This window comes from Mycobacterium shimoidei, assembly GCF_900417275.1.
In the GTDB taxonomy this organism is placed as follows: Bacteria; Actinomycetota; Actinomycetes; order Mycobacteriales; family Mycobacteriaceae; genus Mycobacterium; species Mycobacterium shimoidei.
The window spans coordinates 1,796,896-1,822,811 of record NZ_UEGW01000001.1 but is presented as its reverse complement, the minus strand read 5'-3'; the positions used below and the strand labels follow the sequence as shown (position 1 = coordinate 1,822,811).

The 25,916-nt window shown below is 66.0% G+C and carries 30 protein-coding genes and 1 pseudogene; 17 read left to right on the top strand and 14 right to left on the bottom strand.

Features of this window, described 5'->3' with window-relative positions; all coding sequences use genetic code 11:
• The first annotated feature begins 38 nt into the window (after positions 1-38).
• Complete coding sequence (locus MSP7336_RS08895) at positions 39-1,121, top strand: F420-dependent hydroxymycolic acid dehydrogenase (protein WP_113963527.1); 1,083 nt, start codon at positions 39-41, stop codon at positions 1,119-1,121.
• Here MSP7336_RS08895 and MSP7336_RS08890 read toward each other — a convergent pair.
• A pseudogene (locus tag MSP7336_RS08890) lies at positions 1,118-2,012 on the bottom strand (class I SAM-dependent methyltransferase). The gene MSP7336_RS08895 and the pseudogene MSP7336_RS08890 overlap by 4 nt on opposite strands.
• 104 nt (positions 2,013-2,116) lie before the next feature.
• Between MSP7336_RS08890 and MSP7336_RS08885 the strand changes: the two are divergent.
• Together MSP7336_RS08885 and MSP7336_RS08880 are read left to right on the top strand one after the other, a co-directional pair.
• A complete protein-coding gene (locus MSP7336_RS08885; RefSeq protein WP_069395812.1) occupies positions 2,117-2,503 on the top strand; it encodes an ArsR/SmtB family transcription factor in 387 nt (128 codons plus the stop codon).
• A gap of 2 nt (positions 2,504-2,505) precedes the next feature.
• A complete protein-coding gene (locus tag MSP7336_RS08880) occupies positions 2,506-2,712 on the top strand; it encodes a zinc transporter Slc39a7 (RefSeq protein WP_069395811.1) in 207 nt (68 codons plus the stop codon).
• Between the two features lie 6 nt (positions 2,713-2,718).
• On the opposite strand, the gene MSP7336_RS08875 is transcribed toward MSP7336_RS08880, so the two are convergent.
• Positions 2,719-3,735, bottom strand: coding sequence for an oxygenase MpaB family protein (locus MSP7336_RS08875; RefSeq protein WP_113963526.1), 1,017 nt, complete (start codon positions 3,733-3,735; stop codon positions 2,719-2,721).
• Between the two features lie 69 nt (positions 3,736-3,804).
• On the opposite strand from MSP7336_RS08875, the gene MSP7336_RS08870 reads away from it, so the two are divergent.
• The 5 genes from MSP7336_RS08870 (at position 3,805) to phoU (ending at position 9,642) form a co-directional block, all read left to right on the top strand.
• A complete protein-coding gene (locus MSP7336_RS08870; RefSeq protein ID WP_113963525.1) occupies positions 3,805-4,389 on the top strand; it encodes a TetR/AcrR family transcriptional regulator in 585 nt (194 codons plus the stop codon).
• Positions 4,390-4,494: 105 nt separating this feature from the next.
• Positions 4,495-5,508: an acyl-ACP desaturase gene (locus MSP7336_RS08865; protein ID WP_069395808.1), complete on the top strand. Its 1,014-nt coding sequence runs from the start codon at positions 4,495-4,497 to the stop codon at positions 5,506-5,508.
• 6 nt (positions 5,509-5,514) lie between these two features.
• Positions 5,515-6,648 (top strand): tRNA dihydrouridine synthase DusB, encoded by a 1,134-nt coding sequence (gene dusB / locus MSP7336_RS08860; RefSeq protein WP_069395807.1) that lies wholly within the window; start codon positions 5,515-5,517, stop codon positions 6,646-6,648.
• Between the two features lie 203 nt (positions 6,649-6,851).
• Positions 6,852-8,924 carry an LCP family protein gene (locus MSP7336_RS08855; protein WP_113963524.1) on the top strand — a complete coding sequence of 691 codons (2,073 nt, stop codon included), beginning with the start codon at positions 6,852-6,854 and terminating at the stop codon, positions 8,922-8,924.
• A 55-nt stretch (positions 8,925-8,979) separates the two neighbouring features.
• Positions 8,980-9,642 carry a phosphate signaling complex protein PhoU gene (gene phoU / locus MSP7336_RS08850; protein ID WP_069395805.1) on the top strand — a complete coding sequence of 221 codons (663 nt, stop codon included), beginning with the start codon at positions 8,980-8,982 and terminating at the stop codon, positions 9,640-9,642.
• A 4-nt stretch (positions 9,643-9,646) separates the two neighbouring features.
• Here phoU and pstB read toward each other — a convergent pair whose 3' ends face one another.
• The 6 genes from pstB to MSP7336_RS08820 all read right to left on the bottom strand — a co-directional run bounded on the left by pstB (position 9,647) and on the right by MSP7336_RS08820 (position 15,292).
• On the bottom strand, positions 9,647-10,423 hold the full coding sequence (pstB, locus tag MSP7336_RS08845) for a phosphate ABC transporter ATP-binding protein PstB (RefSeq protein WP_069395804.1): 777 nt from the start codon (positions 10,421-10,423) through the stop codon (positions 9,647-9,649).
• Between the two features lie 13 nt (positions 10,424-10,436).
• Positions 10,437-11,351 (bottom strand): phosphate ABC transporter permease PstA, encoded by a 915-nt coding sequence (gene pstA, locus MSP7336_RS08840; RefSeq protein WP_069395803.1) that lies wholly within the window; start codon positions 11,349-11,351, stop codon positions 10,437-10,439.
• Entirely contained in the window at positions 11,348-12,310 is a 963-nt protein-coding gene (gene pstC, locus MSP7336_RS08835) for a phosphate ABC transporter permease subunit PstC (RefSeq protein ID WP_425325768.1), read from the bottom strand. Before pstC ends, pstA begins: the two co-directional genes overlap by 4 nt.
• A 92-nt stretch (positions 12,311-12,402) precedes the next feature.
• On the bottom strand, positions 12,403-13,497 hold the full coding sequence (gene pstS / locus MSP7336_RS08830) for a phosphate ABC transporter substrate-binding protein PstS (RefSeq protein ID WP_113963522.1): 1,095 nt from the start codon (positions 13,495-13,497) through the stop codon (positions 12,403-12,405).
• Between the two features lie 143 nt (positions 13,498-13,640).
• The gene (mshD, locus tag MSP7336_RS08825; RefSeq protein WP_113963521.1) at positions 13,641-14,534 is read right to left on the bottom strand and encodes a mycothiol synthase; all 894 of its coding nucleotides are present in this window, start codon (positions 14,532-14,534) and stop codon (positions 13,641-13,643) included.
• A complete protein-coding gene (locus MSP7336_RS08820; RefSeq protein WP_069395799.1) occupies positions 14,531-15,292 on the bottom strand; it encodes a winged helix-turn-helix transcriptional regulator in 762 nt (253 codons plus the stop codon). Before MSP7336_RS08820 ends, mshD begins: the two co-directional genes overlap by 4 nt.
• 147 nt (positions 15,293-15,439) lie before the next feature.
• Between MSP7336_RS08820 and lmeA the strand changes: the two genes are divergently transcribed.
• From lmeA to MSP7336_RS08790, 7 genes are all read left to right on the top strand, one after another.
• Positions 15,440-16,252 (top strand): mannan chain length control protein LmeA, encoded by an 813-nt coding sequence (gene lmeA / locus MSP7336_RS08815; RefSeq protein WP_113964840.1) that lies wholly within the window; start codon positions 15,440-15,442, stop codon positions 16,250-16,252.
• Positions 16,249-16,659, top strand: coding sequence for a thioredoxin family protein (locus MSP7336_RS08810; protein ID WP_069395798.1), 411 nt, complete (start codon positions 16,249-16,251; stop codon positions 16,657-16,659). The genes lmeA and MSP7336_RS08810 overlap by 4 nt, the downstream gene beginning before the upstream one ends.
• A gap of 29 nt (positions 16,660-16,688) precedes the next feature.
• A complete protein-coding gene (locus MSP7336_RS24650) occupies positions 16,689-16,778 on the top strand; it encodes an Ms5788A family Cys-rich leader peptide (protein ID WP_372507691.1) in 90 nt (29 codons plus the stop codon).
• Positions 16,779-16,859: 81 nt separating this feature from the next.
• Positions 16,860-17,357, top strand: a complete 498-nt coding sequence (locus MSP7336_RS08805) for a DUF4395 domain-containing protein (protein WP_113963520.1) — start codon at positions 16,860-16,862, stop codon at positions 17,355-17,357.
• Positions 17,336-18,169 carry a sulfurtransferase gene (locus tag MSP7336_RS08800; RefSeq protein ID WP_069395796.1) on the top strand — a complete coding sequence of 278 codons (834 nt, stop codon included), beginning with the start codon at positions 17,336-17,338 and terminating at the stop codon, positions 18,167-18,169. The genes MSP7336_RS08805 and MSP7336_RS08800 overlap by 22 nt, the downstream gene beginning before the upstream one ends.
• 1 nt (position 18,170) lies before the next feature.
• Positions 18,171-18,473 (top strand): DUF1416 domain-containing protein, encoded by a 303-nt coding sequence (locus MSP7336_RS08795; RefSeq protein ID WP_069395795.1) that lies wholly within the window; start codon positions 18,171-18,173, stop codon positions 18,471-18,473.
• A 166-nt stretch (positions 18,474-18,639) separates the two neighbouring features.
• Entirely contained in the window at positions 18,640-19,272 is a 633-nt protein-coding gene (locus MSP7336_RS08790; protein ID WP_069395794.1) for a heme-binding beta-barrel domain-containing protein, read from the top strand.
• 301 nt (positions 19,273-19,573) lie between these two features.
• Here MSP7336_RS08790 and MSP7336_RS08785 read toward each other — a convergent pair whose 3' ends face one another.
• Entirely contained in the window at positions 19,574-20,425 is an 852-nt protein-coding gene (locus MSP7336_RS08785) for an aminodeoxychorismate lyase (RefSeq protein ID WP_113964839.1), read from the bottom strand.
• Between the two features lie 108 nt (positions 20,426-20,533).
• Between MSP7336_RS08785 and ygfZ the strand changes: the two genes are divergently transcribed.
• Together ygfZ and MSP7336_RS08775 are read left to right on the top strand one after the other, a co-directional pair.
• The gene (gene ygfZ / locus MSP7336_RS08780; RefSeq protein ID WP_113963519.1) at positions 20,534-21,616 is read left to right on the top strand and encodes a CAF17-like 4Fe-4S cluster assembly/insertion protein YgfZ; all 1,083 of its coding nucleotides are present in this window, start codon (positions 20,534-20,536) and stop codon (positions 21,614-21,616) included.
• 136 nt (positions 21,617-21,752) lie between these two features.
• The gene (locus MSP7336_RS08775) at positions 21,753-21,938 is read left to right on the top strand and encodes a DUF3073 domain-containing protein (protein WP_069395791.1); all 186 of its coding nucleotides are present in this window, start codon (positions 21,753-21,755) and stop codon (positions 21,936-21,938) included.
• A gap of 3 nt (positions 21,939-21,941) precedes the next feature.
• On the opposite strand, the gene purM is transcribed toward MSP7336_RS08775, so the two are convergent.
• From purM to MSP7336_RS08750, 5 genes are all read right to left on the bottom strand, one after another.
• Positions 21,942-23,018 (bottom strand): phosphoribosylformylglycinamidine cyclo-ligase, encoded by a 1,077-nt coding sequence (gene purM / locus MSP7336_RS08770; protein ID WP_069395790.1) that lies wholly within the window; start codon positions 23,016-23,018, stop codon positions 21,942-21,944.
• A gap of 40 nt (positions 23,019-23,058) precedes the next feature.
• On the bottom strand, positions 23,059-24,606 hold the full coding sequence (gene purF, locus MSP7336_RS08765; RefSeq protein WP_181786957.1) for an amidophosphoribosyltransferase: 1,548 nt from the start codon (positions 24,604-24,606) through the stop codon (positions 23,059-23,061).
• A 207-nt stretch (positions 24,607-24,813) separates the two neighbouring features.
• Positions 24,814-25,200, bottom strand: coding sequence for a sterol carrier family protein (locus MSP7336_RS08760; protein ID WP_069395788.1), 387 nt, complete (start codon positions 25,198-25,200; stop codon positions 24,814-24,816).
• Between the two features lie 38 nt (positions 25,201-25,238).
• Complete coding sequence (locus MSP7336_RS08755) at positions 25,239-25,589, bottom strand: SpoIIAA family protein (protein ID WP_244917441.1); 351 nt, start codon at positions 25,587-25,589, stop codon at positions 25,239-25,241.
• Positions 25,590-25,597: 8 nt separating this feature from the next.
• On the bottom strand, positions 25,598-25,903 hold the full coding sequence (locus tag MSP7336_RS08750) for a hypothetical protein (protein WP_113963516.1): 306 nt from the start codon (positions 25,901-25,903) through the stop codon (positions 25,598-25,600).
• Between the last annotated feature and the right edge of the window lie 13 nt (positions 25,904-25,916).

Genomic DNA, 25,916 nt, shown 5'->3' with positions numbered 1-25,916 from the left:
CGCCCGTTTCCGGGTATTCCGGGGCCATGACAGGCGCCATGAGAGGAATGTCACGACGGTCCTTTGGGCTAGTCGCGGCGGGGATGAGCGCCGCTGCTCTGGCGAGTGCCTGCAGCGGCGAGCCCGAAAACGCACCCACCGGCCCGCCGCCCGCCTCCGGCCCGGAGGTGGGCTTCGTGCTCTCGCACGAGCAGTTCGGCACCGCCCAGCTCGTCGAGCAGGCGCAGGCGGCCGAACAGGCCGGATTCCGCTACCTGTGGGCCAGTGACCACATCCAGCCATGGCAGGACAACGAGGGCCATTCGATGTTCGGTTGGATCACCCTGGCGCTGGTCGGCGAGCGAACCAGCCACATCCCGTTCGGCACCGGGGTCACCTGCCCCATTTATCGGTATCACCCGACGACCGTCGCGCACGCCTTCGCCTCGCTCGCGGTGCTCCACCCCGGCCGGGTCTTCCTCGGCGTGGGCACCGGCGAGCGGCTCAACGAACAAGCCGCCACCACCGAATTCGGGCCCTATCAAGAACGCCACGACCGGCTGGTCGAAGCCATCCAACTGATCCGGCAACTTTGGAGCGGCGAGCGAATCTCGTTTCAGGGCAGGTATTTTCAAACTAATCAGCTCAAGATTTACGACGTGCCGCCGTCGCCCCCGCCCATCTTCGTCGCCGCGAGCGGCCCCAAAAGCGCCCGTCTGGCCGGGCAGTTCGGCGACGGCTGGATTTGCCAGGCGGGCGACGTCAAAAACTCCAAGCTCGTCAGCGCCTTCAACCGGGGCGCCCGGGATTCAGGGCGCGATCCGGCCGCCATGGGCAAGCGGGCCGAGATGTTCGCGGTCGTCGGTGACCAGGCGGAGATCAACCGCGCCGCGGAGCTGTGGCGGTTCACCGGCGGTGCGGTCGACCAGCCCAACCCGGTCGAGATCCAGCGCGCGGCGGCGTCCAATCCGCTGGACAAGGTGACCAAACGCTGGACGACCGGAACCGATCCGGCCACCCACGTCAACGCCGTACAGGCCGTTCTCGACGCCGGCGCAACACCATTCATGCACTTCCCGCAGTCCGACCCCGTTGCGGCCATCGACTTCTACCGCACCAGGGTCCTGCCGCAACTGCACTAGTGCAGCACGGCGCGCAGGTAGGTCACATCGGCGAACGCGGCCGCAACTTCGTCGTCGGGGTACACGAAACCGTTGTCGGCGTGCAGCTGCGCGACCGTGCGGTGCGACACCTGCCAGCCATGCCCGCTCAGATACTCGATGATGTGGCTGCGCTCGAAGTGGTAGACGAGGTCGTTGAAGTCGATGTCAAAACCGAGCTCGCTCATCCGCTCGTGATGGGATCGCCACTGCGGATCGGCGAAAACCGTTGTGTCCGGGACGATGTCGGCGGCCAGCCGACTACCGGCAGCGCTTAGCGCGGTGATGTTGTCGAACAGCGCGTCTTGCGCCTCCGGCGGCAGGTAGACCACCAGCCCTTCGGCGCTCCATGCCGACGGGGCGCCGGTGTCGAACCCGGCGGCCCGAAGCGCCGCCGGCCAGTCGTCGCGCAGGTCGACGGCCACGGTCCGGCGTTGCGCGGTCGGCTCGGCGCCGAGCTTGCTCAACGTGGCGGTCTTGAACTCGATGACCTCGGGCATGTCGATCTCGTAGACGACGCTGCCCGCCGGCCACGGCAAGCGGTACGCGCGGGCGTCCAGACCGGCCGCCAAGATCACCGCCTGCCGAACGCCGCCCTGGCCCGCCTCGTCGAAGAACTGGTCATAGAACCGGGTCCGTACCGCCATGCTGCGGGCCATCCGGCTCGGGTCGAATTCGGAGTCCTCGGTGACCGGGATCTTGCCGTCGATCAGCCGGGTGTAGACGTCGTAGCCGACCGGCCCGCACCAGCGGCGCGGCGAACGGGTCGTCGATCAACGATGCCGACGTGGCGAGCGCCCGTTGAGCCGCGACCATCGTCGCCGTCGCCCCGACGCTCGTTGCCAGATCCCAGCTGTCGCTTTCGGTGCGCATCGGGTACTCCCATCTCGACTTCTCAACAATATAGATGAGCTACATATTGACGCGGACGCGAGATCGGCCTGGACGGCGATCCGCCACTTTATTATTATTTGCGTATGCATGCAGATAACGAGCCTGTCCGGCTGCCGGACGATCAGGTCAGCCTGGTGGTCGAGGTGTTCCGGATGCTGGCCGACGCCACCCGCGTGCAGGTGCTGTGGTCGCTTGCCGACCGGGAGATGTCGGTCACCGAGCTCGCCGAGCATGTGGGCAAGCCGGCTCCGTCGGTTTCCCAGCATCTGGCAAAGCTGCGGATGGCGCGCCTGGTGCGGACCCGCCGCGACGGGACCACGATCTACTACAGCCTGGAAAACGAGCACGTGCGCCAGCTGGTCACCGACGCCGTCTTCAACGCCGAGCATGCCGGGCCCGGAGTGCCGCGACATCACCGCAACGACGGATTGCAGATCGTCGCTGAAAAAAGGAGCAAGCAAAGGAGATAGCCATGTCCCACCACGACCACGCTCACGAAACGCCGCATTCGCACGAGCATGAGCACGGCGGCGTCAATCACACGCACGCTCACACCGCCCACGACCATGACCACGTCGAACACCAGCATGCCCATGCCCACGACGACGGCACCGAGCACACCCATGAGCACGTGCATCAGGTGGGCCTGGAAGAAGCCCACGACCACGCGCACTGCTAAGGCGTGCTACACCGCCGGGCAGTAGTGCTTGGGGTTGTCACGCTCGTCGATCGGCGGCAGATTGCGCGCGGGCGTGTGCACCAACGGCGTGTCAGCCGGGATGCGGCCGGTGGCGCGATCCCATCCGGCCCGGGCCCGGGGATGCTTGCGGTAGCGCGGGGGCACCAGCGCGAAAACCAGACGCACGACATCGCAGAACCGGCGATGCAACCACTCGTCTCGATTCGACCAGGTGTAACCCATCAAATCGCGCACCGGCGGATCGTAGAGACCGACCGTGAACCAGACGAAGAACGGCGCCAACAGCTTGCGCTGCGCGCGCCACAGCCACTCCGGAAGCCATTGCGCGAAAGGCGGTTTCGGCAACTCGGTCAAGTTGAGCACTTCGCGCGCGGCGTAGTTGTTCTCCAGCACCTCACGGCACATGTGGTCCCAGTAAGCCTGAAATTCCTCCCAGCTCTTCGGCACCGGTCGCATACTCATGCCGTACATCCGGTACCACTGAATGTGCTCGTCGAACAGCTGCCGCTTTTCGGCTTCGGTGATGCCGCCGCAGAACCGTTCGGCCACGATCAACGTGCCGACAAAGAAGGTGGCGTGCGCCCAGTAGAAGACATCCGGGTTGAGCGCGTGATAGCGACGCCCCTGAGCGTCCACCCCCTTGATCTCGGTGTGGTAATCGCGCACCTCGGCACCGGTCATCGGAGCGCGGTCACCGTCGAAGACCACGCCGCCGATCGGGTACAGCGACCGCAGCAACCGCGGCCAGCGCTCCTTAAAAAACGTCGAATGCTGTTCAACCGCCGCACCCAGCTGCGGGTGCATGTTCTGCATCGAGCCGGCCCACGGGCCCTGCAACATGCCGCGCCAATCGCCGAAGTATTTCCACGTCAGCGAGTCGGGCCCGAGCGGTTCCGGCGGCGCGTCATACCCCGACGGTGATACCGGGCAGCCGGCTGCGACTGCACCGGCGGGTTCGCTGTCGCTGGTCAGCGGGTACGTCGTAGACGTATGTTGAATCACTGATGAAGTTCCCTGTCGTTGTCAGCCACTCTGACTACGTGCGTTGTCATTATCGACTCTAGGAGGGATGTGCGGTCCGGTCAACGACGAGGCCGCTGGTCCGGGGTTCCGCTCGAGGATCGCCAAGCGCTGCGTCGCGACAAACTGGTCGCCGCAGGCGTGAAATTGCTTGGCGCCCAAAGTGGTCCGGCAGTAACCGTTCGCGCAGTGTGCCGCGAGGCCGGGCTGACCGAGCGTTACTTCTACGAAAGCTTCACCGACCGCGACGAATTCGTGCGAGCCGTCTACGACGACGTCTGCACCCGAGCGATGGCAACACTGACGTCAGCCAAAACGCCGCGGGAGGCAGTCGAGCAATTCGTGGCGTTGATGGTCGACGACCCGGTGCGCGGGCGCGTGCTACTGGTGGCACCAGGCGTGGAACCGGTGTTGACCCGCTCCGGTGCGGAGTGGATGCCCAGCTTCATCGAGTTGTTGCAGCGCAAGTTGACCAGAATCGCCGACCCGGTGCTGCAGAGCATGGTCGCCACCAGCCTGATCGGCGGCCTGACCGCACTGTTCACCGCATATCTGGATGGGCGATTGGCGGCCACCCGCACGCAGTTCATCGACTTTTGCGTCGAGATGCTGCTGAGCCGGGCTTCCAGCTACTGAACTGCAACCTGAATTGCAACCCGAATTGCAGCGGCAAACTTGATGCTACTGGTGTACACAGATATATTGACCGCAACCGCCAGACACAGATAACTGGGAGGCGCTGTGCCGGATCCTCAAGACCTGGACCTATTGCGCGATCTCGAGCCGGTCGTGGAGAAGAACCTCAATCGGCACTTGGGCATGCACAAGAGCTGGAATCCGCACGACTACATCCCGTGGTCAGACGGCAAGAACTTCTATGCGCTGGGCGGACAGGACTGGGACCCCGAACAGTCGCAGCTCTCCGACGTCGCGCAGGTGGCGATGGTGCAGAACCTGATGACCGAGGACAACCTGCCCTCGTATCACCGCGAGATCGCGATGTCCATGGGTATGGACGGCGCCTGGGGGCAGTGGGTGAACCGCTGGACCGCCGAGGAGAACCGGCACGGCATCGCATTGCGCGACTACCTGGTGGTGACCCGCGCGGTCGACCCCGTGGAGTTGGAGAAGTTACGCATCGAGGTGGTCAACCGCGGGTTCAGCCCGGGCCAGAACCAGCAGGGAGACCTGTTCTGCGAGAACATCTTCGACTCGATCCTCTATGTCACTTTCCAGGAGCTCGCGACCCGCGTGTCACACCGCAACACCGGTAAGGCGTGCAACGAGAAGGTCGCCGATCAGCTGATGGCCAAGATCTCGCACGACGAGAACCTGCACATGATTTTCTATCGAGACTTGTCCGAAGCCGGGATCGAGCTCGCGCCGAACAAGGCGATGAAGTCGTTGCATCGGGTGTTGCGTAACTTCAAGATGCCCGGTTTCACCGTGCCGGAGTTCCGCCGTAAAGCGGTGATGATCGCCGTCGGTGGTGTGTACGACCCGCGCATTCACCTCGACGAAGTCGTCACGCCGGTACTGAAGAAGTGGCGCATCTTCGACCGCGAGGACTTCACCGGCGAAGCCGCCCGACTGCGCGACGATCTCGCGGTGCTGATGAAGGAGCTCGAGGTGGCCTGCGACAAGTTCGAGGTCTCCAAACAGCGTCAGCTCGAGCGGGAAGCCCGCACCGGCAAGAAGGTCACCGCATTCGAACTGCATCAGACCGCCGGCAAGCTGACCCTGAGCCGGCGGTAGCCAGCGTTGCGTATCGGGCCCATCGAGCTGGCCAGCCCGGTGGTATTGGCCCCGATGGCCGGCGTGACCAATGTCGCGTTCCGCAAGCTGTGCCGTGAGCTCGAACAGTCACTGGTCGGGACGGTCAGCGGACTCTACGTCTGCGAGATGGTGACGGCGCGCGCGCTGGTCGAGCGTCATCCGGTCACCATGCACATGACGACGTTCGCCCCCGGGGAGTCACCGCGTTCGCTTCAGCTCTACTCCGTCGACCCGGCCACCACCTACGCGGCGGTCAAGATGATCGCCGAGGAGGACCTTGCCGATCACGTCGACATGAACTTCGGCTGCCCGGTGCCCAAGGTGACCCGTCGCGGCGGCGGGGCGGCACTGCCGTTCAAACGCCGCCTGTTCGGCCAGATCGTCGCGGCGGCCGTGCGCGCGACCGCGGGCACCGACATCCCGGTCACGGTCAAGTTCCGCGTCGGCATCGACGACGAGCACCACACTCATCTGGACGCCGGGCGCATCGCCGAAGCCGAGGGTGCTGCGGCGGTTGCGCTGCACGCCCGTACCGCGGCGCAGCGCTACTCCGGGGCGGCGGACTGGGAGCAGATCGCCGCGCTCAAGGAGCAGGTGCGCACAATCCCGGTGCTCGGCAACGGAGACATCTTCGACGCCAGCGACGCGCTGACAATGATGGCCACCACGGGCTGCGACGGGGTGGTTATCGGCCGCGGCTGCCTGGGGCGGCCCTGGCTGTTCGCCGAGCTGTCGGCCGCGTTCACCGGCAGCCCGCCGCCGGCTGCCCCCACGCTCGGGGACGTCGCCGAGATCATCCGCCGGCACGGGGTGTTGCTGGCCGAGCATTTCGGCGAAGACAAGGGGATGCGGGACATCCGCAAGCACATCGGCTGGTATCTGCACGGATTTCCCGCGGGATCGGAGCTGCGGCGGGCGTTGGCGCTGGTCAGGACGCTCGATGAACTCGACGCTTTGCTGAGCCGGCTCGACGTCACCGTCCCGTTCCCCGAGACCGCCAGCGGCCCGCGGGGCCGGCAGGGCTCCCCGGCCCGGGTGGCGTTACCCGATGGCTGGCTCGACGATCGCGACGACTGCACGGTGCCGGCCGGCGCGGACGTTATGCATTCCGGTGGCTGAACCGAGACCCCCTCGACATTTCGTTTTCGCCAATGTCTCGATACGATGTGGAACTTGTTGCAGCGCGCTTCGGTGGGCTCGGGGGGAAGCGCGGGTTGCAGTGTTGCCACCGTCTGACACTGCCCTGATGTACCTGATGTATGCGGTGTATGCGCAGGACCAGTCAAAGGCATCTCATCGCCAGTTCCGGAGGCCGGTAGGACATGAGTGACGGCAAGAACGCCACTCCTGACCGTGCCCACACCTCGGGCGCCGACGGTGACGAGGTAGCGCTTAGCCACGGTGCGCGCCGATCGCTCGGCGCAGCGCCGTGGGAGCGCTTCGGGGCGTACCGCCCGGCCCGCGGTGCGGTCTCCGTCATCGAAGCTGACCGGCCGGCTGCAGGGCCGGGAGACGACGGCGAGCCGACCGGATCGCATACCGAAGGCGGGCTCACCGTCGCCGAGCTGATCGCCAAGGTCGGTGGCCCCGCCACGCCCGGTCACAGCCATCGTCGCGCAGCGCCAGAAGCCGAGCCGCCCGAACACAGCGACTACCTCGACGCGGCTTACGACATTTCGATGTCGTCAGCTTATGGATCCGAGCTTCCTGACTTGGACGCCGTGCACCGGCCCAAGCGCGTCGTCGACTCCGACCGAACCGTCGTGTTGCCGAAGGCATCCGACCGGGTGCCGCCCGTGCGGATCGCCGGCACCACAGCCACCGAGAAGCCGGCGCCCGCCCCGAAACGTAAGCGCCGCCCACTGTTGGTGGCCGGGCGCACGGTGGCGGCCTTGATCGCCGCGCTGTCGCTGGCCCTGACCGGCGGGGCATACCAGTGGAGCGCCTCTAAGAACAACCGCCTCAACACCATCAGTGCGCTCGATCCGCATTCCCGCGACATCGTCGACCCCAACGCCCAATACGGCGACGAGAACTTCCTCATCGTGGGTGTCGACTCGCGGGCAGGGGAAAACAGCCAGATGGGTGCGGGCGACACCGAAGACGCCGGGGGCGCTCGATCGGACACCGTGATGCTGGTCAACATCCCGGCGAACCGTAAACGCGTTGTCGCCGTGTCGTTTCCACGCGATCTGGCCATCACCCCGATCAAGTGCGAGGCCTGGAACCCCGACACCGGCGCCTACGGACCGCTCTACGACGAGGACACCAAAACCTATGGTTCCCAGTACGTCTACACCGAGACAAAGCTGAACTCCGCCTTCGCGTTCGGCGGCCCCAAGTGCCTGGTGAAGGTGATCCAGAAGTTGTCCGGTCTGTCCATCAACCGGTTCATAGCCATCGACTTCGCCGGCTTCGCCAAGATGGTCGACGCCCTCGGCGGTGTCGAAGTCTGCACCACCACCCCGCTGAAGGACTACGAGCTGGGCACGGTGCTCGACCACGCCGGTCGCCAGGTCATCGATGGGGCGACGGCGCTGAACTACGTGCGGGCTCGCAACGTCACCACGGAGAACAACGGCGACTACGGTCGCATCAAGCGCCAGCAACGGTTCCTGTCGTCGCTGCTGCGGTCCCTGATTTCCAGGGACACCTTCTTCTCGATGAACAAGCTCAACAACGTCGTCAACATGTTCATCGCCGACAGTTACGTCGACAACGTCAAGACCAAGGACCTCGTCGACCTCGGCCAGTCGGTGCAGGGCGTGTCGGCCGGGCGCATCACATTCGTGACCGTGCCGACCGGCGAAACCGACGAGGACGGCAACGAGCCGCCACGCAAGGCCGACATGCGGGCGCTGTTCGACGCGATCATCAACGACGAGCCGCTGCCAGGCGAGAGCGACAAGAACCCCACAGCTGGTCCGGCGACCAAATCGAAGCCCACCACGCCGGCCCCGTCGGGCACCCACCCCGAGCAGATGCAGGCCGTGACCACCGAGCCGGAGGAGGTCACCGTGCAGGTCTCCAATTCGACCGGCACGTCGGGACTGGCGACCACCGCCAGCAATCAGCTGGAAAAGAACGGGTTCAACGTCATGACGCCCGACGATTACCCGACCACGGTGAGTTCCACCACGGTGCGCTTCGCACCGGGTAACGAACAAGCGGCCGCGACGGTGGCGGCGGCGCTTGGCAAATCAAAAGTGGAGCGGGTCACTGGAATCGGGCAAGTGGTGCAAGTGATTCTTGGCCCGGATTTCTCAGCGGTGAAGACTCCCCCGCCCAGCGGCTCGCCGGTCAATGTGCAGATCGAGCGCAACAGCAGCAGCACACCGACCAAGCTTCCCGAGGATCTGACGGTGACGAACGCGGCGGACACCACCTGCGAGTAGCGCTACCGAGGCAACCTTGCAGCGGCATTTGCCGTCGAGAACGTAGTCTTGGGATATGCGGGTTGCCTACCATGAGCAGCTTTCGGCGTTGTCCGAGCAACTCGGCGAGATGTGCGAGCTGGCCGGGATTGCCATGGAGCGCGCGACGCAGGCACTGCTGCAAGCCGATCTGGTGTTGGCCGAGCAGGTGATCTCCGACCACGAGAAGATCGCAAAGCTGAGCAAGCAGGCCGAGGAGAGCGCGTTCGTGCTGTTGGCGCTGCAGGCGCCGGTGGCCGGTGACCTACGCGCGATCGTCAGCGCGATCCAGATGGTCGCCGATATCGACCGGATGGGCGCGCTGGCACTGCACGTCGCCAAGATCGCCCGTCGACGCCACCCGCAGCACGCCTTGCCCGAAGAAGTCAACGGATATTTCGCCGAGATGGGAAGCATCGCAGTCGAGTTGGGTAAGAGCGCCCAGGAGGTGCTGCTGTCGCGCGACCCGGAGAAGGCGGCGCGCATCCGCGAAGAAGACGACGCGATGGACGACTTGCATCGGCACCTGTTCACCGTGCTGATGGACCGGGAATGGAAGCACGGTGTGGCCGCTGCGGTCGACGTCACCCTGCTGGGCCGTTTCTACGAGCGCTTCGCCGACCACGCCGTGGAAGTGGCCCGCCGTGTCATCTTCCAGGCCACCGGCAGATTCCCCGACGGAGACACGACTCCCCCGTAGCGGGCTAGCCGAAGCGACCGGAGATGTAGTCCTCGGTGGCTGCCTGCGTCGGGTTGGAGAAGATCTTCTCGGTCTCGTCGATCTCAACCAGCCGACCGGGTTTGCCGACGGCTTCCAAGTTGAAGAATGCGGTCTGGTCGCTCACCCGGGCGGCCTGCTGCATGTTGTGCGTGACGATGACGATGGTGTAGTCCTGCTTGAGCTCGGCGATCAGGTCCTCGATCGCCAAGGTCGAAATTGGGTCCAACGCCGAGCACGGCTCGTCCATCAACAAGACATCGGGCTGCACGGCGATCGCCCGTGCAATGCACAACCGTTGCTGCTGGCCCCCGGACAGCCCGCCGCCCGGCTTGTCCAACCGGTCCTTGACTTCATCCCACAGGTTCGCGCCGCGTAGCGAATGTTCCGCTGTCTCGTCGAGCAGTTTGCGGTTGCGTACGCCCTGCAGCTTCAGCCCGGCCACCACGTTGTCGCGAATCGACATGGTCGGGAAGGGGTTTGGCCGCTGAAACACCATTCCGATTGCACGGCGCACACCGACCGGATCGACGCCCGAAGCGTAGATGTCCTCGTCGTCGAGCAAGACGGTGCCCTCCACGCGGGCGCCCGGGATGACTTCGTGCATGCGGTTGAGGGTGCGCAGCACCGTCGTTTTGCCACATCCGGACGGACCGATGAACGCCGTCACACTGCGCGGCAGAACCGAAAGCGACACATCGGCGACCGCGTGGAAAGACCCGTAATAGATGTTGAGGTCTTTGAGGTCTAATCGCTTAGCCACCGCACGCTCCTAGCTAGAACTTCTTAGGCGCAAAAATCGTGGCAACCACCCTTGCCCCAACATTGATCACGGCGATCAGCAGTATAAGTGTCACCGCAGCGCCCCACAGTCGGTCGGTCGGCACGGGGTTTGTGCCGGCGCCAGCCGAGGTCTGGTCATAAATCATACCGGGCAGCGAACCCATGAAGTCGCTGAACATGTCGAAGTTGATGGCCTGCGAGTAACCCACCAGGATCAGCAACGGAGCTGTTTCGCCCATGACCCGCGCCAGCGCCAACATGATGCCGGTGACGATGCCGGACAGCCCGGCCGGAATCACGATCCGGACAATGGTTTTCCATTTCGAGACGCCCAATGCGTAGCTGGCTTCGCGCAAGTCCAACGGCACAATTCGCAGCATTTCCTCGGTCGTCCGCACGATGACCGGCAGCATCAAGAGCACCAGCGCCAGCGACACGGCGAATCCGGAACGCGAAAGCCCCAGGGTCGCAACGGCGAGCGCATAGATGAACAATGCCGCCACAATCGAAGGCACCCCGGTGAGGATGTCGACCATGAACGTCGTCAGCCTGCCCATCGCCGTGCCCGCACCGTATTCGACCAGGTAGATCGCTACGAACACGCCGATCGGAATGGCGATGGCGGCACACACCAGGCCCTGCAGCACGGTGCCCACGATCGCGTGATAGGCGCCGCCACCGGTGATGAACGCCGTCAAGCCCGCTTGGGAGTGTGTCCACCAGACCGTGGATGTGATCGCGCCGAATCCCTTGGCCACCGCCGCAGACAGCACCCACAGCAGCGGCACCAGCGCGACCAGCACCGACAGCGTCACCAACACGGTGGCAACCTTGTCGGCGGCTCGACGCCGCAGGCTGGTGCCGGCGAACGTGCGTGCCTTGACCGGACGGTCCAGTATCGACGTCATCGGCCTGCCCTACCGGCCACCGCGGCCCGGGCCACCGCATTGACCACGAAGGTCAGCAGGAAAAGCACCAGTCCGGCGGCAATGTACGCCCCGGCCTTGTATTGGTCGTTGAACTCCAGCGCGGTGGCCGCGATCTTGGTGGCAAAGGTGTAGCCACCGTCGAACAGCGACCAGCCGAACGCTGATTGGGTGCCGCGCAAAATGATCAGCAGCGCCACGGTCTCCCCCAGCGCGCGGCCCAGACCGAGCATCGCACCGCTGATGTAGCCGGAACGCCCGAACGGCAGCACCGTCGTCTTGACCACTTCCCAGCGGGTCGCGCCGAGCGCCAGCGCGGCCTCGATGTGCGCTTGCGGGGTCTGGGCGAACACCTCGCGTGTGACCGCGGTGATGATCGGCAAGATCATCACCGCCAGCACGATCCCGGCGGTGAAGATGGTGCCACCGCCGGCCACCGACACATTGCCGTGGGCGAACAAAAAGCACCAGCCCAAGTGGTGGTTGAGCCACGTCGCGATCGGCCGCAAGCGCGGCGCCAGCACGTACAGGCCCCACACGCCGTAGATGATCGACGGCACCGCCGCGAGCAGATCGACCATGTAGGCCAGCGGCGCCGCCAGCCGTCGCGGCGCGTATTGGGTGAGGCAAATGGCGATGCCCAATGCCACCGGCATGGCGAGGATCAGCGCGACCAACGCGACGAACACCGTCACCTGCGCCAGATCGGCGATGCCGAAGTGCATCGCGGAGTTGTCGGTGGTGATCCAGTTGCCGCCGTAGGTGAAAAAATTTTCCTTGTTGCGTTCCAACGCCGGGATGGCCCGCCACAGCAAAAACACCCCGATCGCGGCGACGAGCAGCACGAGCAGAAACCCCGACCCCTCGGCCAGGCCACGAAACAGTCGATCCATCAGCAGCCCCGCCGTCCCGCGCCGCCGCGGGATGGGGGATGCGGACAACGGTCGGCGAACGGGCGTGGGGATGAGGTCACCCGAGCCTGTCTCGGACGGATTCGGCGTCGTCACGGAAGTCCCAATCGTCGCTGCATCAATCAGTCAAGCGCATTGATCGCCGCGATGAGACGCTCCCTGAACACATCCGGCAACGGGACGTAGCCAGCGGCGGAAAGACGCTCTTGGCCGTACTCGGCGGCGGTGGCCAGAAATGCCTTGACCGCCTTGCCGGTAGCCGGGTCAGCGCTCTTGGAGCACACGATCTCGTAGGTCGCCAGCACCAACGGGTAAGCGCCGGGCTCTTTGGTGCCGTAAATCGAGTCGAGGTCCAGCTTCAGGTCGTTGCCGGTGCCGACGTACTTGGCGTTGTCGATCGCGTTGCGGGCCGCGTCGTCGGTGAGCGCGACGGGACCACCGCCGCCGTCGATCTGCGCATACGGAATGCCGGCGGGTTCAGCCGAACTCTTCTCGACGTACGCGATGCCACCGGGCGTGGTCTTGACGGCCTGCACCACACCGGCGGACTTCTGCGCGCCTTCGCCCGCGCCACCCTGGAACTCGGTGCCGGCGCCTTTGGTCCAGCTTTGCGGAGCCGCCGCGGCCAGGTACTGCTGAAAGTTGTCGGTGGTGCCCGAGGAGTCCGACCGGTAGATCGGTGCGATCTCGGTGTCGGGGAGGGCCACGCCGTGATTGAGCGCCGCGATCTGTGGATCGTTCCACTTGGTGATGACCCCGGTGAAGATCTTGGCCAGCACGTCGGCGTTGACGACCAAGGGGTTGACGCCGTCGAGGTGGTAGATCACCGCTACCGGTGCGAACACCAGCGGGAGATGCCATGCGGGATTACCGCCGCAGCGCTTGACCGCCGAGTCGGCCTGGCTGCGGCTCAACGGCGAGTCCGAGCCGGCGAAATCGACACGGCCGGCGACGAACTGCTCACGCCCGGCAGCCGACCCGGTCGGGTTGTACGAGACGTTCTTGTGCGGACACATGCGGCCCCAGGCTTGATTGAACAACGCGATGGCGATTTGCTGAGCGGTCGACCCCTCACCGGTCAGCGAGTCTTTGCCGGCGCAGGCCTCCTCGCCGGCCGGGATCTCGGCCGCGTCCAGGTTGTCGTCCGTGCCGCAGCCGGCCACCCCTGGGACCGTGATCGCCGCCGTCGAAATCAACGCGACAACGACCTTGCTCACCCTATTCAGCGCCACCGATCTCGCTTTCCCAATCGCCTTCTCCGCCACTGAAAAAGCCCCGCTGCGAGCGTGCCCGGGCGCACGGACCGTATGCGCTGGCGGTAGACAGCATCCGCATGGGACGTTAACGCCCGCTGAACAGCTCACGCAACACTTGCCGCGTAAGCGGTGTCGACGCTGTGCTGGACAAAGCCCAAATTCCGATAGGTCCGCAGCGCGGCGGTGTTGTCCGACTCCACGTAGAGCATCACCGTGGGGTCGGTCGCGGCGGACAGTCGCCGCGCCAGGTACGCAACGCCCACCGAGGTCAGCAGCGCACCCAAGCCACGACCCTGAGCCGACGGATCCACACCGACGATGTAGACCTCGCCCAAGTCATCAGAGTGCACCTTGGTCCAATGAAAGCCCAACAGGCGCCCGGTCGGCTCGTCGAAGGCCAAAAACAATCCATCGGGGTCGAACCACGGCTCGCTGCGGCGCTCGTCCAGATCGGCTTGCGTCCAGCCGCCTTGTTCCGGGTGCTCGGCGAATGCGGCGTTGTTGACCCGCAGCAGTTCGGCGTCATCAGCAGGTCCGGTGTAAGTGCGCAGGCGCAACCCGGCAGGCAGCGCCGGTTCTTCGACGTCGCTGAGATCGCGCCGCATCTGGATGAGTTCGCGAACGGGCACCAGCTCCAGAGCCGATGCGGTCGCCCGCGCCGCCTCCAACGTTCCATGCGCCCAAAATCGGTTTCGCCCTTCAGTTTTCGCTAACGCGGCACGTATCATCTCCGAGCCGATGCCGCGTCGGCGTGCCTGCGGATGAACCACGAGCTCCGCCATGCCCGGCGTTTCGTCCTGCGGTGCAGTGAGATTCAGATAACCGACGACGGTCTCGGCGGCATCCTTGACCACCAAATGGTGGGTCCGTTGATGACCGAGCTCTCTGAGTACTTGCTCGCCGACCGGGGCTACTCCATCGAAATCGGTTGCCGCCCTGACTAGCTCACGCAACTGCCGCTGCTCGTCCGCGGTCAGCTTCGCACGCCAGCTTGTCACTGGGTGCGCAACGGGTCGACCAGCGTGTCTTCGTTCGTTTCCAGATCGGATTCGTCCTCGTCGGACGAGTCAGGCGCCGGTGGCCTGCCGCGGGCCGGCCGGACCGCCTTGTACCCCACGTTGCGCACGGTGCCGATCAACGATTCGTGCTCCGGTCCGAGCTTTGCCCGCAGCCGTCGCACATGCACGTCGACGGTCCGGGTGCCGCCGAAAAAGTCGTACCCCCACACCTCGTGCAGCAGCTGCGCGCGGGTGAACACCCGCCCGGCATGCTGCGCCAGGTACTTCAGCAACTCGAATTCCTTATAGGTGAGGTCCAGCGGACGCCCGCGCAGCCGCGCGGTGTAGGTGCCTTCGTCGATGACCAGCTCACCCAGGCTGATCTTGCCCGCACTCTCTTGGTCGGCGGGTCCCCCGCGACGGCCGACCAGCAGCCGCAGCCGCGCGTCGATCTCGCCGGGGCCGGTGTTCGGCAGCAAGATGTCGTCGAGTCCCCAGTCGGGGTTGACCGCCACCAGCCCGCCTTCACTCACCACCGCCACGACCGGGATCGACCGGCCCGTCGTGCCCAGCAACCGGCACAGCCCCCGCGCCGCAGGCAGATCGTTGCGCGCATCGACCAGCACGACGTCCGCGCTGCCGGCTTCCAGCAGCGACGACACGTCGGCAGGCGCTGTTCGCACGCTGTGGGCGAGCAGCGACAACGACGGCAGGACCGAGTCTGAATTCGGGTCCGCGGTCAGCAGCAGTAGATCCAAACGAGCCCCTCCGGCGTCATGGGAAAGGGTCTCCCAGAGTCAGGCGAAATGTCTAGTTAGCGGCCAGGTCATTTAACGATAACGTGCCACCTGGTGTTTCGCCCGGCGACGATGCAGACGCAGCGCAGTGCGGTGGTGGGCGACAATATGCGGATGCGCAGGGTGTTCGTCGCGGCGGCGGCGATCGGGGTCGTCGTCGCCGTGGTGGTCTTCGGCGCGATCGGGGTGGACTTCGGCACCACGATCTATGCCGAATACCGGCTGTCGCGCACACTGCGCGACACCGCGCAGCTGGGGTCGGACCCGTTTGTCGCGATCCTGGGTTTCCCGGTGATTCCACAGGCCATGCGGCGCCACTACGACGAGCTGGAGATCAAGGCCAACGCCGTCGACCATCCCAGGGTGGGCAAGGCCACCTTGGAAGCCACCATGCACTCCATCGGGCTGAATGACGCGTCCTGGCTGATCCGGCCGGACGCGAAGCTCCCGGTCGGCAAACTGGAGAGCCGAATCATCATCGACTCGACGCATCTGGGTCGGTATATGGGCATCACCGATTTGATGGTCGAGGCGCCACCGCAGGAGACCAACGACAACACCGGCGGCACCACCGAATCGGGTATTTCCGGCAACCGTGGGCTGGTGTTCACCGGCACTCCGAAATCGGCCCAGTTCAACAAGCGGGTCAGCGTCGCGGTGGATCTGTCCGTCGCCGGCGAGGACCGCACGACGCTGGTGTTCACTCCGACCGGTGTGCTGACCGGGCCCAACACCGCCAACCAGAAGGTGCCCGAGGACAAGCGCGCCGCGGTCCTCGCCGCGTTCCACCAGCAGCTGCCCGACCAGCGGCTCCCGTTTCGGGTGGCGCCGACCAGCATGGGCGTGCGCGGCTCGGACGTCATCATCGAAGGCATCACCGAGGGAGTAACGATCACCCTCGAGGAGTTCAACCGATCATGACTACTGCGCTGGTGGCAGTGCCGGCCGCGCTGGCATTCGCAGCCGCCCTCGGATGGCTGCTGACCCGCCGCGCCGGGGTCGTCCGGAGCATCGACCCGACGACCGGCCCCGACATCAGCGACCTCGGCTTGTCGCCGGATGGTCCGACCGTGGTGCACTTCAGCGCGCCGTGGTGCGCGCCGTGCGAACGAGTGCGCCGCGTGGTCAGCCAGGTCTGCAGCGACCTTGGCGGGGTTGCGCACGTGGAGATCGACATGGACGCGAACCCGGCTGCGGCACGCCGTTTTTCGGTGATGTCGCTGCCGACGACGTTCGTCTTCGACCGGGACGGCCAGCAGCGTTTCCGTGCCACCGGTGTTCTCAGAGCCGACGACCTGCGCCTGGCGCTGGCACCGCTGTTGGCTTGAGCATCGCAACATTAGGTAAGCTGTCCGACGTGTTAGCCCGCCTCGAGCTTGTGCTCACCAAGCGTCGCGCAGTCGATCTGTGCCGTACCGCGGGCTGCTGCTGTTGTTGTAGCTGCTGAGTAGCGCCGTCTCGCGCCGCTCTCGGAGCAGCCATTTCGGCGTGCCTCCACCCCTTCCGTTTGTCAAACAGGAGCAGCTATATGTCCAGAACTTCACCGGAAACCACCGCAAGCGCCCAAGTGGACGTCCGCGGTCCGCGGTTTGTCGCCTGGGTCACTACCGCGGTGCTGGTGAGCACGCTGATCGTCGCGGGATTCCATGTGCCGGCCGCCGCCGTCATCCTCGGCGCGCAGGCCTTGGTCTTCGCGATCGGCGCCTGGGCGGGGCCGCGCCGCCACCCCTATGGTGTGATCTTCGCCTCCCTCGTCGCGCCGCGGCTGGGTCCGGTCTCCGAGCGCGAGCCCGCGCCCCCGCTGAAGTTCGCGCAGCTGCTGGGATTCGTGTTCGCCGCGGTCGGGGTGGCCGGGTTCGCCGCCGGCGTCGCGCTGCTGGGAATCGTCGCCACCGCCGCCGCCTTGAGCGCGGCCTTCCTCAACGCAGCCTTCGGCATCTGCCTGGGCTGTCAGCTCTACCCGCTCGTCGCGCATCTGCGTAATCAACCGAAAGGATCGACACCATGGCACGCTCAGACGTCCTAGTCTCCGCCGACTGGGCCGAGAGCAATCTCGACACACCTGGGGTCGTCTTCGTCGAGGTCGATGAGGACACCAGCGCCTACGACACCGGCCACATCGCCGGGGCCGTGAAACTGGATTGGCGCACCGACCTGCAGGACCCGGTTCGGCGTGACTTCGTCGACGCGCAGCAATTCTCCAAGCTGCTGAGTGACCGCGGCATCTCCAACGACGACACCGTGGTGCTCTACGGCGGCAACAACAACTGGTTCGCCGCGTACGCCTACTGGTACTTCAAGCTGTACGGCCACGAGAAGGTCAAGCTGCTCGACGGCGGCCGCAAGAAGTGGGAGCTGGACGGCCGTCCGCTGTCCACCGAGAAGGTGAGTCGGCCGGCGACCAGCTACACCGCAAAGCAGCCCGACAACAGCATCCGGGCGTTCCGCGACGAGGTCATCGAGGCCATCGGCGCCAAGAACCTGGTCGACGTGCGCTCCCCCGATGAGTTCTCCGGCAAGATCCTGGCGCCTGCGCACCTGCCGCAGGAACAAAGCCAGCGGCCCGGTCACATCCCCGGCGCGATCAACGTGCCGTGGAGCAAAGCCGCCAACGAGGACGGCACCTTCAAGTCCGACGAGGAGCTGGCCAAGCTGTATGCCGACGCCGGCCTGGACGGATCGAAGGAGACCATCGCCTATTGCCGGATCGGTGAGCGCTCGTCGCACACCTGGTTTGTGTTGCACGAGTTGCTCGGACATCAGAACGTCAAGAACTACGACGGCAGTTGGACGGAATACGGCTCCCTGGTGGGGGCCCCGATCGAGTTGGGAAACTGACATGTGCTCTGCACCGAAACAAGGACAGACGTTGCCGGCCAGCGTCGACTTGGAGAAGGAAACGGTGATCACCGGCCGGGTCGTGGACGGGTCCGGCCAGGCGGTCGGCGGCGCGTTCGTGCGCCTGCTGGACTCCTCCGACGAGTTCACCGCCGAGGTCGTCGCGTCGGCGACCGGTGACTTCCGGTTCTTCGCCGCACCCGGATCCTGGACAGTGCGTGCGCTGTCGGCGGCCGGTAACGGTGACGCCGTGGTGTCCCCGTCGGGTGCGGGTATCCACGAGGTCGACGTCAAGATCGCCTGACCCGGCTTCTCCGGCTTTCCGGCGAGGCCGCCTGGGGATAGCCCGGCGATCGAAGAACTACACTCGTTGCCGTGGTGCTGTTCTTCGAGATCATGCTGGTTACGGCCGTCGTGGTCATCACCTGGTTCGCCCTGTACGTGCTGTATCGGCTGATCACCGACGAGTCGTGACCGGGCCCGCGGACCGCGCGGTCGCGGCAGCCGCTGAACGCGCCAAGGTGACGGGTTCGCGCAACATCCCGACGTTCGACGACCTGCCGATCCCCGCCGATACCGCCAACCTGCGCGAGGGCGCCAACCTGCATGACGCGCTGCTGGCGCTGTTGCCGTTGGTCGGGGTATGGCGCGGGGAGGGCGAGGGCCGCGGCGCTCACGGCGACTACCGGTTCGGCCAGCAGATCGTGGTCTCACACGATGGCGGCGACTACCTGAACTGGGAAGCCAGGTCCTGGCGGTTGACCGACTCAGGCGACTACGACGGGCACGACCTTCGGGAAGCCGGCTTCTGGCGCTTCGTCAACGACCCCAACGATCCCACCGAGTCGCAGGCCATCGAGCTGATGCTGGCGCATTCGGCCGGCTACGTCGAGCTGTTCTACGGACAGCCGCGCACCCAGTCGTCGTGGGAATTGGTCACCGATGCCCTGGCGCGCAGTAAATCCGGTGCGCTGGTCGGCGGGGCCAAACGGCTCTACGGCATCGTCGAAGGCGGCGACCTCGCCTACGTCGAAGAACGGGTGGATCCCGACGGCGGACTGGTCCCGCATTTGTCTGCCCGACTTTCCCGCTTCGCGGGCTAGCAATTCTCGTTGACTCTGCGGCTACCACGGAGTCTTCTCGAACTTTTGCCTGGTAGGTGCAGAGTCAACGCCGACAGATATGAGACGGCCCCCGAGCCGTAGTTCCTGGTTGGACAGACCGGAGGCTCGGGGGCCGGGTGGCTGCGGGGAATTCGCCAGCAGATGCTGCCGGTTCTTTCCAGCCTGGCGCTGCTTAGCGCGCAGCCACCTCACAAGTCCATAAGCCAATCAATTCGCGGACCACCTCCTTTCTTGTGTACGGCTGACGCTACCCGCTGACCGGTAGCACGAACCACCGAATTCAGCGATCGCTGACGATCGCGGCGTCGACGAGCTCGGTGAATTCCGCTGCCATCGGTGGGTGCGGGAGCGGCCGGCCGTCCAGAGTGTGCACCCGTGCAGCCAACGTCATCGCCGATACCAGCCAAATGCCTTGCGCGGCATGCAGATCCGCGACCCGCAAGGCGCGGTAGTCGCAGTCATAGCCTTTGGCGCGAGCTACCGTGAAGAGCGCCTGCTGTGTGGTGCCGCGCAGAATCGGATACCACGGCGGCGGTGTCAGCAGGCATCGGTCGTCGGAGGCGATCACCACCGTCGAGCGGGGGCCCTCCAGGATGTAGCCGTCCGAGCTGACGAAGATGACGTCGCCGGCGCCCTGCCGGGCGGCGTGCCGCAGCGCGGCCATGTTGATCGCGTAGGACAGTGTTTTGGCGCCGGCCAGCAGCCACGGCATGGCGTCGACGCCCGTGGAGGGCAGCCCGCGGGGCAGCGTCACCGCGGCCAGCCCGTCGCGGCGGGCCGCGGCCACCCGCTCGGCGACCGGGTTGACCGTCACGTACGCCGTCGGCTCGCCGCCGCGTTCCCGACCGCGGCTGTAGACCAGCCGCATCGCGCCCTCGTCGGCGGTGTCGGCCACCCATTGCCGGGTGGCCACGTCGATTGCCCGCCGCCACGTCGACAGATCGGGTTTCGGCAGGTCCATCAAGGCGGCCGAATGGGCCAGTCGGCCCAGATGCGCTTCGATCAGGCAGGCCCGGCCGTCGCGGACCAGCAGCGTTTCGAAGATGCCGTCGCCACGCACCGCAGCGAGGTCGTCGGCGAACAGCAGCGGTGTTCCCGGCGGATGGATCTCGCCGTCGAGCGTGACGACCACACCCGGGTGGTCTGTCATGGATATGGAGCCTATATGTCCGCCTGCCGACGTATGTGACGCTGGCTTCACAGACGTCGGTTGGCGTTGAGCAGCTCGTAGAGTTGGGATGTGACCGCAGTTCGCGTCCCCGAAGGCCCAGACGCCGGTGCTATCTGGCACTACGGCGATCCGCTCGCTGAACAACGCGCCGCCCAGACGGACGCCGTACTGGTCGATCGCTCGCATCGGGCGGTGCTCACCCTGACCGGCGCCGACCGGCAGACCTGGTTGCACAGCATCTCCACCCAACACGTCAGCGAGCTGACCGACGGCGCCAGCACCGAAAACCTGAGCTTGGATGGTCGGGGCCGCGTCGAAGACCACTGGCTGCAAACCGAACTGGGCGGTGTGACCTATCTCGACACCGAACCGTGGCGTGGTGAACCGCTGCTGGACTACCTACGCCGGATGGTGTTTTGGTCTGAGGTCACCCCGGCCGCCGCGGAGTTGGCGGTGCTGTCGCTGCTGGGTCCGCGGTTGGCTGAGCGAGCTGTCCTCGACGCGATCGGCGTGGACGCGTTGCCCGCCCAGATGACGGCGGTGCCAGTGCACGGGGGCTTTCTGCGGCGGATGACCGGCGCGACCGGGCAACTCGAGCTGGACCTGCTGGTCGCCCGAGGCCGGTCCGCCGAGTGGGAGCAGCGCCTGACGCAGGCGGGGGTTCGCCGGGCCGGGGTATGGACGTACGAGGCGCACCGGGTGGCGGCCGTCCGCCCCCGGCTGGGGGTTGACACCGACGAGCGCACCATCCCGCACGAGGTGGGCTGGATCGGCGGCCCCGGGGTGGGGGCGGTTCATTTGGACAAAGGCTGCTATCGCGGACAGGAGACCGTCGCCAGGGTGCACAACCTCGGTAAACCGCCGCGGATGCTGGTGTTGCTGCATCTGGACGGCTCGGCGGAGCGGCCGTCGACGGGTGATGCCGTAAAGGCCGACGGGCGCCCGGTGGGCCGGCTGGGCACCGTCGTCGACCATGTCGATCTGGGCCCGGTGGCGCTGGCGCTGCTCAAGCGCGGGTTGCCGGCCGAGACCGCGTTGGTGACCGGTCGCGACGACGTCGCCGCCACGATCGACCCCGACACCGTGCCTTCCGACGACGTAGTCGGCGCCGGGCGGCAGGCCGTCGAGCGGCTGCGCGGCATCAACCGATAATCGCTTCTACCGACGGGTAGGGCAGGCAGCACACAAGGACGGGGCACGGTAAACTGTCGGCAGGACAATAAATTCACTGACAGATCGGAGCCGCCTAATATTGGGCCGCTCCGTTATTGCGCGAGGGGGTTCCCCCATGGGCCGCGGCCGGGCTAAGGCGAAGCAGACCAAGGTTGCTCGAGAACTGAAGTACAGCTCCCCGCAGACCGACTTCGAGCGGCTTCAACGCGAGCTGTCCGGGTCGAACTCCGACGACTCCGACCGGTTCGACGATGAGGACCAGCTTCCCGACGACCCGTGGGCAGAGGACTATCGCCGCTAGCCCTTAAAACCGCGGGTGTTGCCCGACGAGCTTGGCTCTCGGGCCATCTTTTCCGCCCTTGCTGATGGTGCCCAGCACCCAGCAATCCAAGTGCCGGGCGGTCAGGATGGCCAAGGCGCGGTCGGTGTCCTCGGGAGCGACGACAGCGACCATGCCGACACCCATGTTGAACGTCTTCTCCATCTCCGCGCGACTGACCCGGCCGCGTTGGGCGATCATCGCGAATACCGGCGCGGGCGTCCATGTGCCCCGGTCGATTTCGGCGACCAGCCCGTTCGGGATAACCCGTTCCAAGTTGCCGGCCAGTCCGCCACCGGTGATGTGGCAGAACGTGCGGACCTGAGTTTCGGCGGCCAGCGCCATACAGTGCTTGGCGTAGATGAGCGTCGGTTCTAGCAGCTCCTCGCCCAGGGTGCGGCCGAACTCTTCCACGTGCCCGGCCAGGTTCATCCGGTCGATCTCCAGCAGCACCCGCCGGGCCAGCGAGTAGCCGTTGGAATGCAGGCCCGACGACCCCATCGCGATGATCACGTCGCCGGGTTTGACCCGCTCGGGTCCCAGCACGTCGTCGGCCTCGACCACGCCGACGGCGGTTCCGGAGATGTCGTAGTGGTCGGGTTCGATCAGGCCGGGATGTTCGGCGGTCTCTCCGCCGAGCAGCGCGCAGCCCGCCCGCATGCAGCCGTCGGCGATGCCGGCGACGATCGCGTTGAGCCGCTCCGGCACGATCCGCCCGACGGCGATGTAGTCCAGCAGGAACAGCGGCTCGGCGCCGCACACCACCAAATCGTCGACCACCATCGCCACCAGGTCGAGACCTACGGTGTCGTGTTTGTCCATCGCCTGCGCGACGGCCAGCTTGGTGCCGACGCCGTCGCTGGACGCGGCCAGCAGCGGTTCGCGGTAACCACCGCGCAGCGCGAACAATCCGGCGAAGCCGCCCAGCGAGCTGCGTACTTCGGGTCTGGTGGCTTTCGACGCCAGCGGCTTGAACAATTCGACGGCCCGCTCGCCGGCTGCGATATCTACCCCTGCCGATGCGTAGGTGACGCCGTGATTGCCGGGGTCTTTTTCAGTCATCGCGGTTAAGGCTACCGGTCGGCGCCCCCGTCGGTACCGGCTATGGATGCCGCAGGACCGACGCCTGTTCGGCCTCCGGCGATGCTTCTGCGGTCGCGATATCGGGTCGCGCCGCGGCGCCGCGGGCGGTGGTCGCCAGCATGTGCTCGATGACGTTCTTGCCCAGTGCGGTTTCGCTGGGCAGCTCGATCGGATACTTGCCGTCGAAGCAGGCGCTGCACAGCCGCGAGGTCGGCTGCTCGGTGGCGGCGATCAGGCCCCGCAGTGAGATGTAGCCCAGCGTGTCGGCGTTGATGCCGTGTCGCACGGCCTCGACCATTTCCTCTTCGTCCTCGACGGCGTTGGCGATCAACTCGGCCGGAGAGGGAAAGTCGATGCCGTAGAAACAGGGCCACTTGACCGGCGGCGAGGCGATCCGCACATGGACCTCGACCGCGCCGGCCTCGCGCAGCATCCGCACCAACGCGCGCTGGGTGTTACCCCGCACGATCGAGTCGTCGACGACGATGAGCCGCTTGCCGCGGATGACTTCCTTGAGCGGGTTGAGCTTGAGCCTGATACCGAGCTGGCGAATGGTCTGCGACGGCTGGATGAATGTGCGTCCGACGTAAGCGTTCTTCGTCAAACCCTGCCCGTAGGGAATACCGGACTCCTGGGCGTAGCCGACCGCCGCCGGCGTGCCCGACTCCGGGACACCGATCACCAGGTCGGCGTCGATCGGGCATTCGCGGGCCAGCCGGCGACCGATCTCGACCCGGGCGCGATGCACCGAGCGGCCGGCAAGCGTGCTGTCCGGGCGCGCCAGGTACACGTACTCGAAGATGCAGCCCTTGGGAGTCGGGTTGGCGAAGCGGGTGGACCGCACGCCGTCGGCGTCGATCGCCAGCAGTTCACCGGGCTCGATGTCACGGACGAACGAGGCGCCGACGATGTCCAGCGCCGCGGTTTCCGAGGCCACTACCCAGCCGCGGTCCAGCCGCCCCAACGACAACGGGCGCACCCCGTACGGGTCGCGGGCCGCATACAGCGTGTCCTCGTCCATGAATGTCAGGCAGAAGGCGCCGCGCACGGTCGGCAGCAGTTCCAGCGCCGCCTGCTCCAGGCTGGAGTCCGCCGCGCCGTGCGCCAGCAGCGCGCCGAGGATGTCGGAGTCGGTGCTGGCACTCCCGGGGATTCGGGGGTTGATCAGCCCCGCGTCGCGCGCCCGGGTGACCAGTTCGGTGCTGTTGACCAGGTTGCCGTTATGCCCCAGTGCCACCCCGGTGCCGGCGCTCGTGGTGTGAAACACCGGCTGGGCGTTTTCCCAGGTGGTCTGACCGGTGGTGGAGTAGCGGCAATGCCCGATCGCGACGTGTCCTTGCATGGCGGTCAGGGTCTGCTCTTCGAAAACCTGGCTGACCAGCCCCAAATCCTTGAACACCAGGACCTGCGACCCGTCGGCGACGGCGATGCCGGCGGCCTCCTGGCCGCGATGCTGCAACGCGTACAAGCCGTAATAGGTGAGCTTGGCGACTTCCTCGCCGGGTGCCCATACGCCGAATACACCACACTCTTCGCCGGGCGGGTTTTCTGGAATCGCCGGGAGTATCGGCTGCTGAGCGGTCACGATGGGGCGGCTCCCTGGGGCGCGGTTGGTGACGTAACGGAGTCTACGGGGGCGACGGTCAAGTCGCCGAATCGAGCGAGCGTGTTGCGTTCGCGCTAACGACTTTTACGGACCGAGCATTCCCAGAAGGATTCACCAACCACGCAGGTCACAGTGGTCACAGGGATTGGTCGGCGTGCGTCGACCGAGTCACAGCCTGACCAGCGGTAGCCAGGCGCCGATCTCACCGGCGCGCGATCCGGAGAGCGCTACCGCCCCCCCGGCCTGGGCCTCGGCCAACTGCAGTAGGCCGGTGGCCAGCAAAAGCCATGTCCGCGGATCGGTCTCGACGACGTTGGGCGGCGTGCCGCGGGTGTGCCGCGGTCCCGAAATACATTGGACGGCAACGAACGGTGGAATCCGGACCTCGACGCTGGCGCCGGGTGCGTGCTCCGCCAAAGTCCGGGCGGTGAGCCGCACCGCGGCCGCCAAGTCAGCGCGCTCCGGAACCGGCTGTGTGTCGTCGCGCAACCATTCCGCAATGGCCAGTACCGCGGCGCGGGTCTGCGCCGGGTCGGCTTTACGACGCGGGGCCATATGTCACTGTCGACGGTCTGGGGCCGGGGCCTTCGCCGTCACGACCGCAGCCACCGCCATGCCTCGCCGAGTTCTTCGCGTCGAAATGTCCGCAGTTCGCCGACCATCAGAGGCGCCGCAGCCAATTTCACGCACCATTCCTCCCACCTCGGGCAGCCAACCATTGCGATCTTGCCGAAGTCGCGCCGGTGCTTCAGATCGAAGATGGTGTTGGCCCACGCCGCGCGCAGGCTCCAGCCCTCGAAAGCGTCGTCCATGAGGAAAAGCACGCTCGCAGACGCGAACCGCTTGAGCAAATCTTCGACAAGCCGCTGTAGCATCTGATAGTCGGATCGAGTCAGTCTTGCCGTGGCACGGAATCCGATGACATTGCCGGAACTCTCATCCATGACGCTGATCATGTTGTGGCACTTGGTGAAAACAGTTCATCGAACGCTTCGCCGCCCTCGCCCGGCGCCACGATCGTCACGACCAGCGTGTCCTCGTCCTGGTCGACGCTGAATTTCAGAAACGGGCAGCAGTCTTGCTCGGCACGGACGAACTCGTGTACCAGCGCGGCCGCCGCCGAATCGTAGGCGAGCTCGATGCGCGAACCCTCGCGGTGGTAGCCGCGCAGGGCCGCCGCGTTGAGCGCTGCGATCCAAGCCAGCCGCTGTCGGTAGTCGGCGAAGGCGAGTGTGCAGGCGGGTTCAACGTGGTCCATCTCTACAGCGTGG

Bases quoted from the DNA above. Each gene is read 5' to 3' on its own strand.
- MSP7336_RS08895 (WP_113963527.1), top strand. From the start codon at position 39: ATGAGAGGAATGTCACGACGGTCCTTTGGGCTAGTCGCGGCGGGGATG.
- MSP7336_RS08885 (WP_069395812.1), top strand. From the start codon at position 2,117: ATGCATGCAGATAACGAGCCTGTCCGGCTGCCGGACGATCAGGTCAGC.
- MSP7336_RS08880 (WP_069395811.1), top strand. From the start codon at position 2,506: ATGTCCCACCACGACCACGCTCACGAAACGCCGCATTCGCACGAGCAT.
- MSP7336_RS08855 (WP_113963524.1), top strand. From the start codon at position 6,852: ATGAGTGACGGCAAGAACGCCACTCCTGACCGTGCCCACACCTCGGGC.
- phoU (WP_069395805.1), top strand. From the start codon at position 8,980: ATGCGGGTTGCCTACCATGAGCAGCTTTCGGCGTTGTCCGAGCAACTC.
- pstA (WP_069395803.1), bottom strand. From the start codon at position 11,351: ATGACGTCGATACTGGACCGTCCGGTCAAGGCACGCACGTTCGCCGGC.
- lmeA (WP_113964840.1), top strand. From the start codon at position 15,440: ATGCGGATGCGCAGGGTGTTCGTCGCGGCGGCGGCGATCGGGGTCGTC.
- MSP7336_RS08810 (WP_069395798.1), top strand. From the start codon at position 16,249: ATGACTACTGCGCTGGTGGCAGTGCCGGCCGCGCTGGCATTCGCAGCC.
- MSP7336_RS08805 (WP_113963520.1), top strand. From the start codon at position 16,860: ATGTCCAGAACTTCACCGGAAACCACCGCAAGCGCCCAAGTGGACGTC.
- MSP7336_RS08800 (WP_069395796.1), top strand. From the start codon at position 17,336: ATGGCACGCTCAGACGTCCTAGTCTCCGCCGACTGGGCCGAGAGCAAT.
- MSP7336_RS08795 (WP_069395795.1), top strand. From the start codon at position 18,171: ATGTGCTCTGCACCGAAACAAGGACAGACGTTGCCGGCCAGCGTCGAC.
- MSP7336_RS08775 (WP_069395791.1), top strand. From the start codon at position 21,753: ATGGGCCGCGGCCGGGCTAAGGCGAAGCAGACCAAGGTTGCTCGAGAA.
- purM (WP_069395790.1), bottom strand. From the start codon at position 23,018: ATGACTGAAAAAGACCCCGGCAATCACGGCGTCACCTACGCATCGGCA.
- MSP7336_RS08760 (WP_069395788.1), bottom strand. From the start codon at position 25,200: ATGGCCCCGCGTCGTAAAGCCGACCCGGCGCAGACCCGCGCCGCGGTA.
- MSP7336_RS08755 (WP_244917441.1), bottom strand. From the start codon at position 25,589: ATGGATGAGAGTTCCGGCAATGTCATCGGATTCCGTGCCACGGCAAGA.
- MSP7336_RS08750 (WP_113963516.1), bottom strand. From the start codon at position 25,903: ATGGACCACGTTGAACCCGCCTGCACACTCGCCTTCGCCGACTACCGA.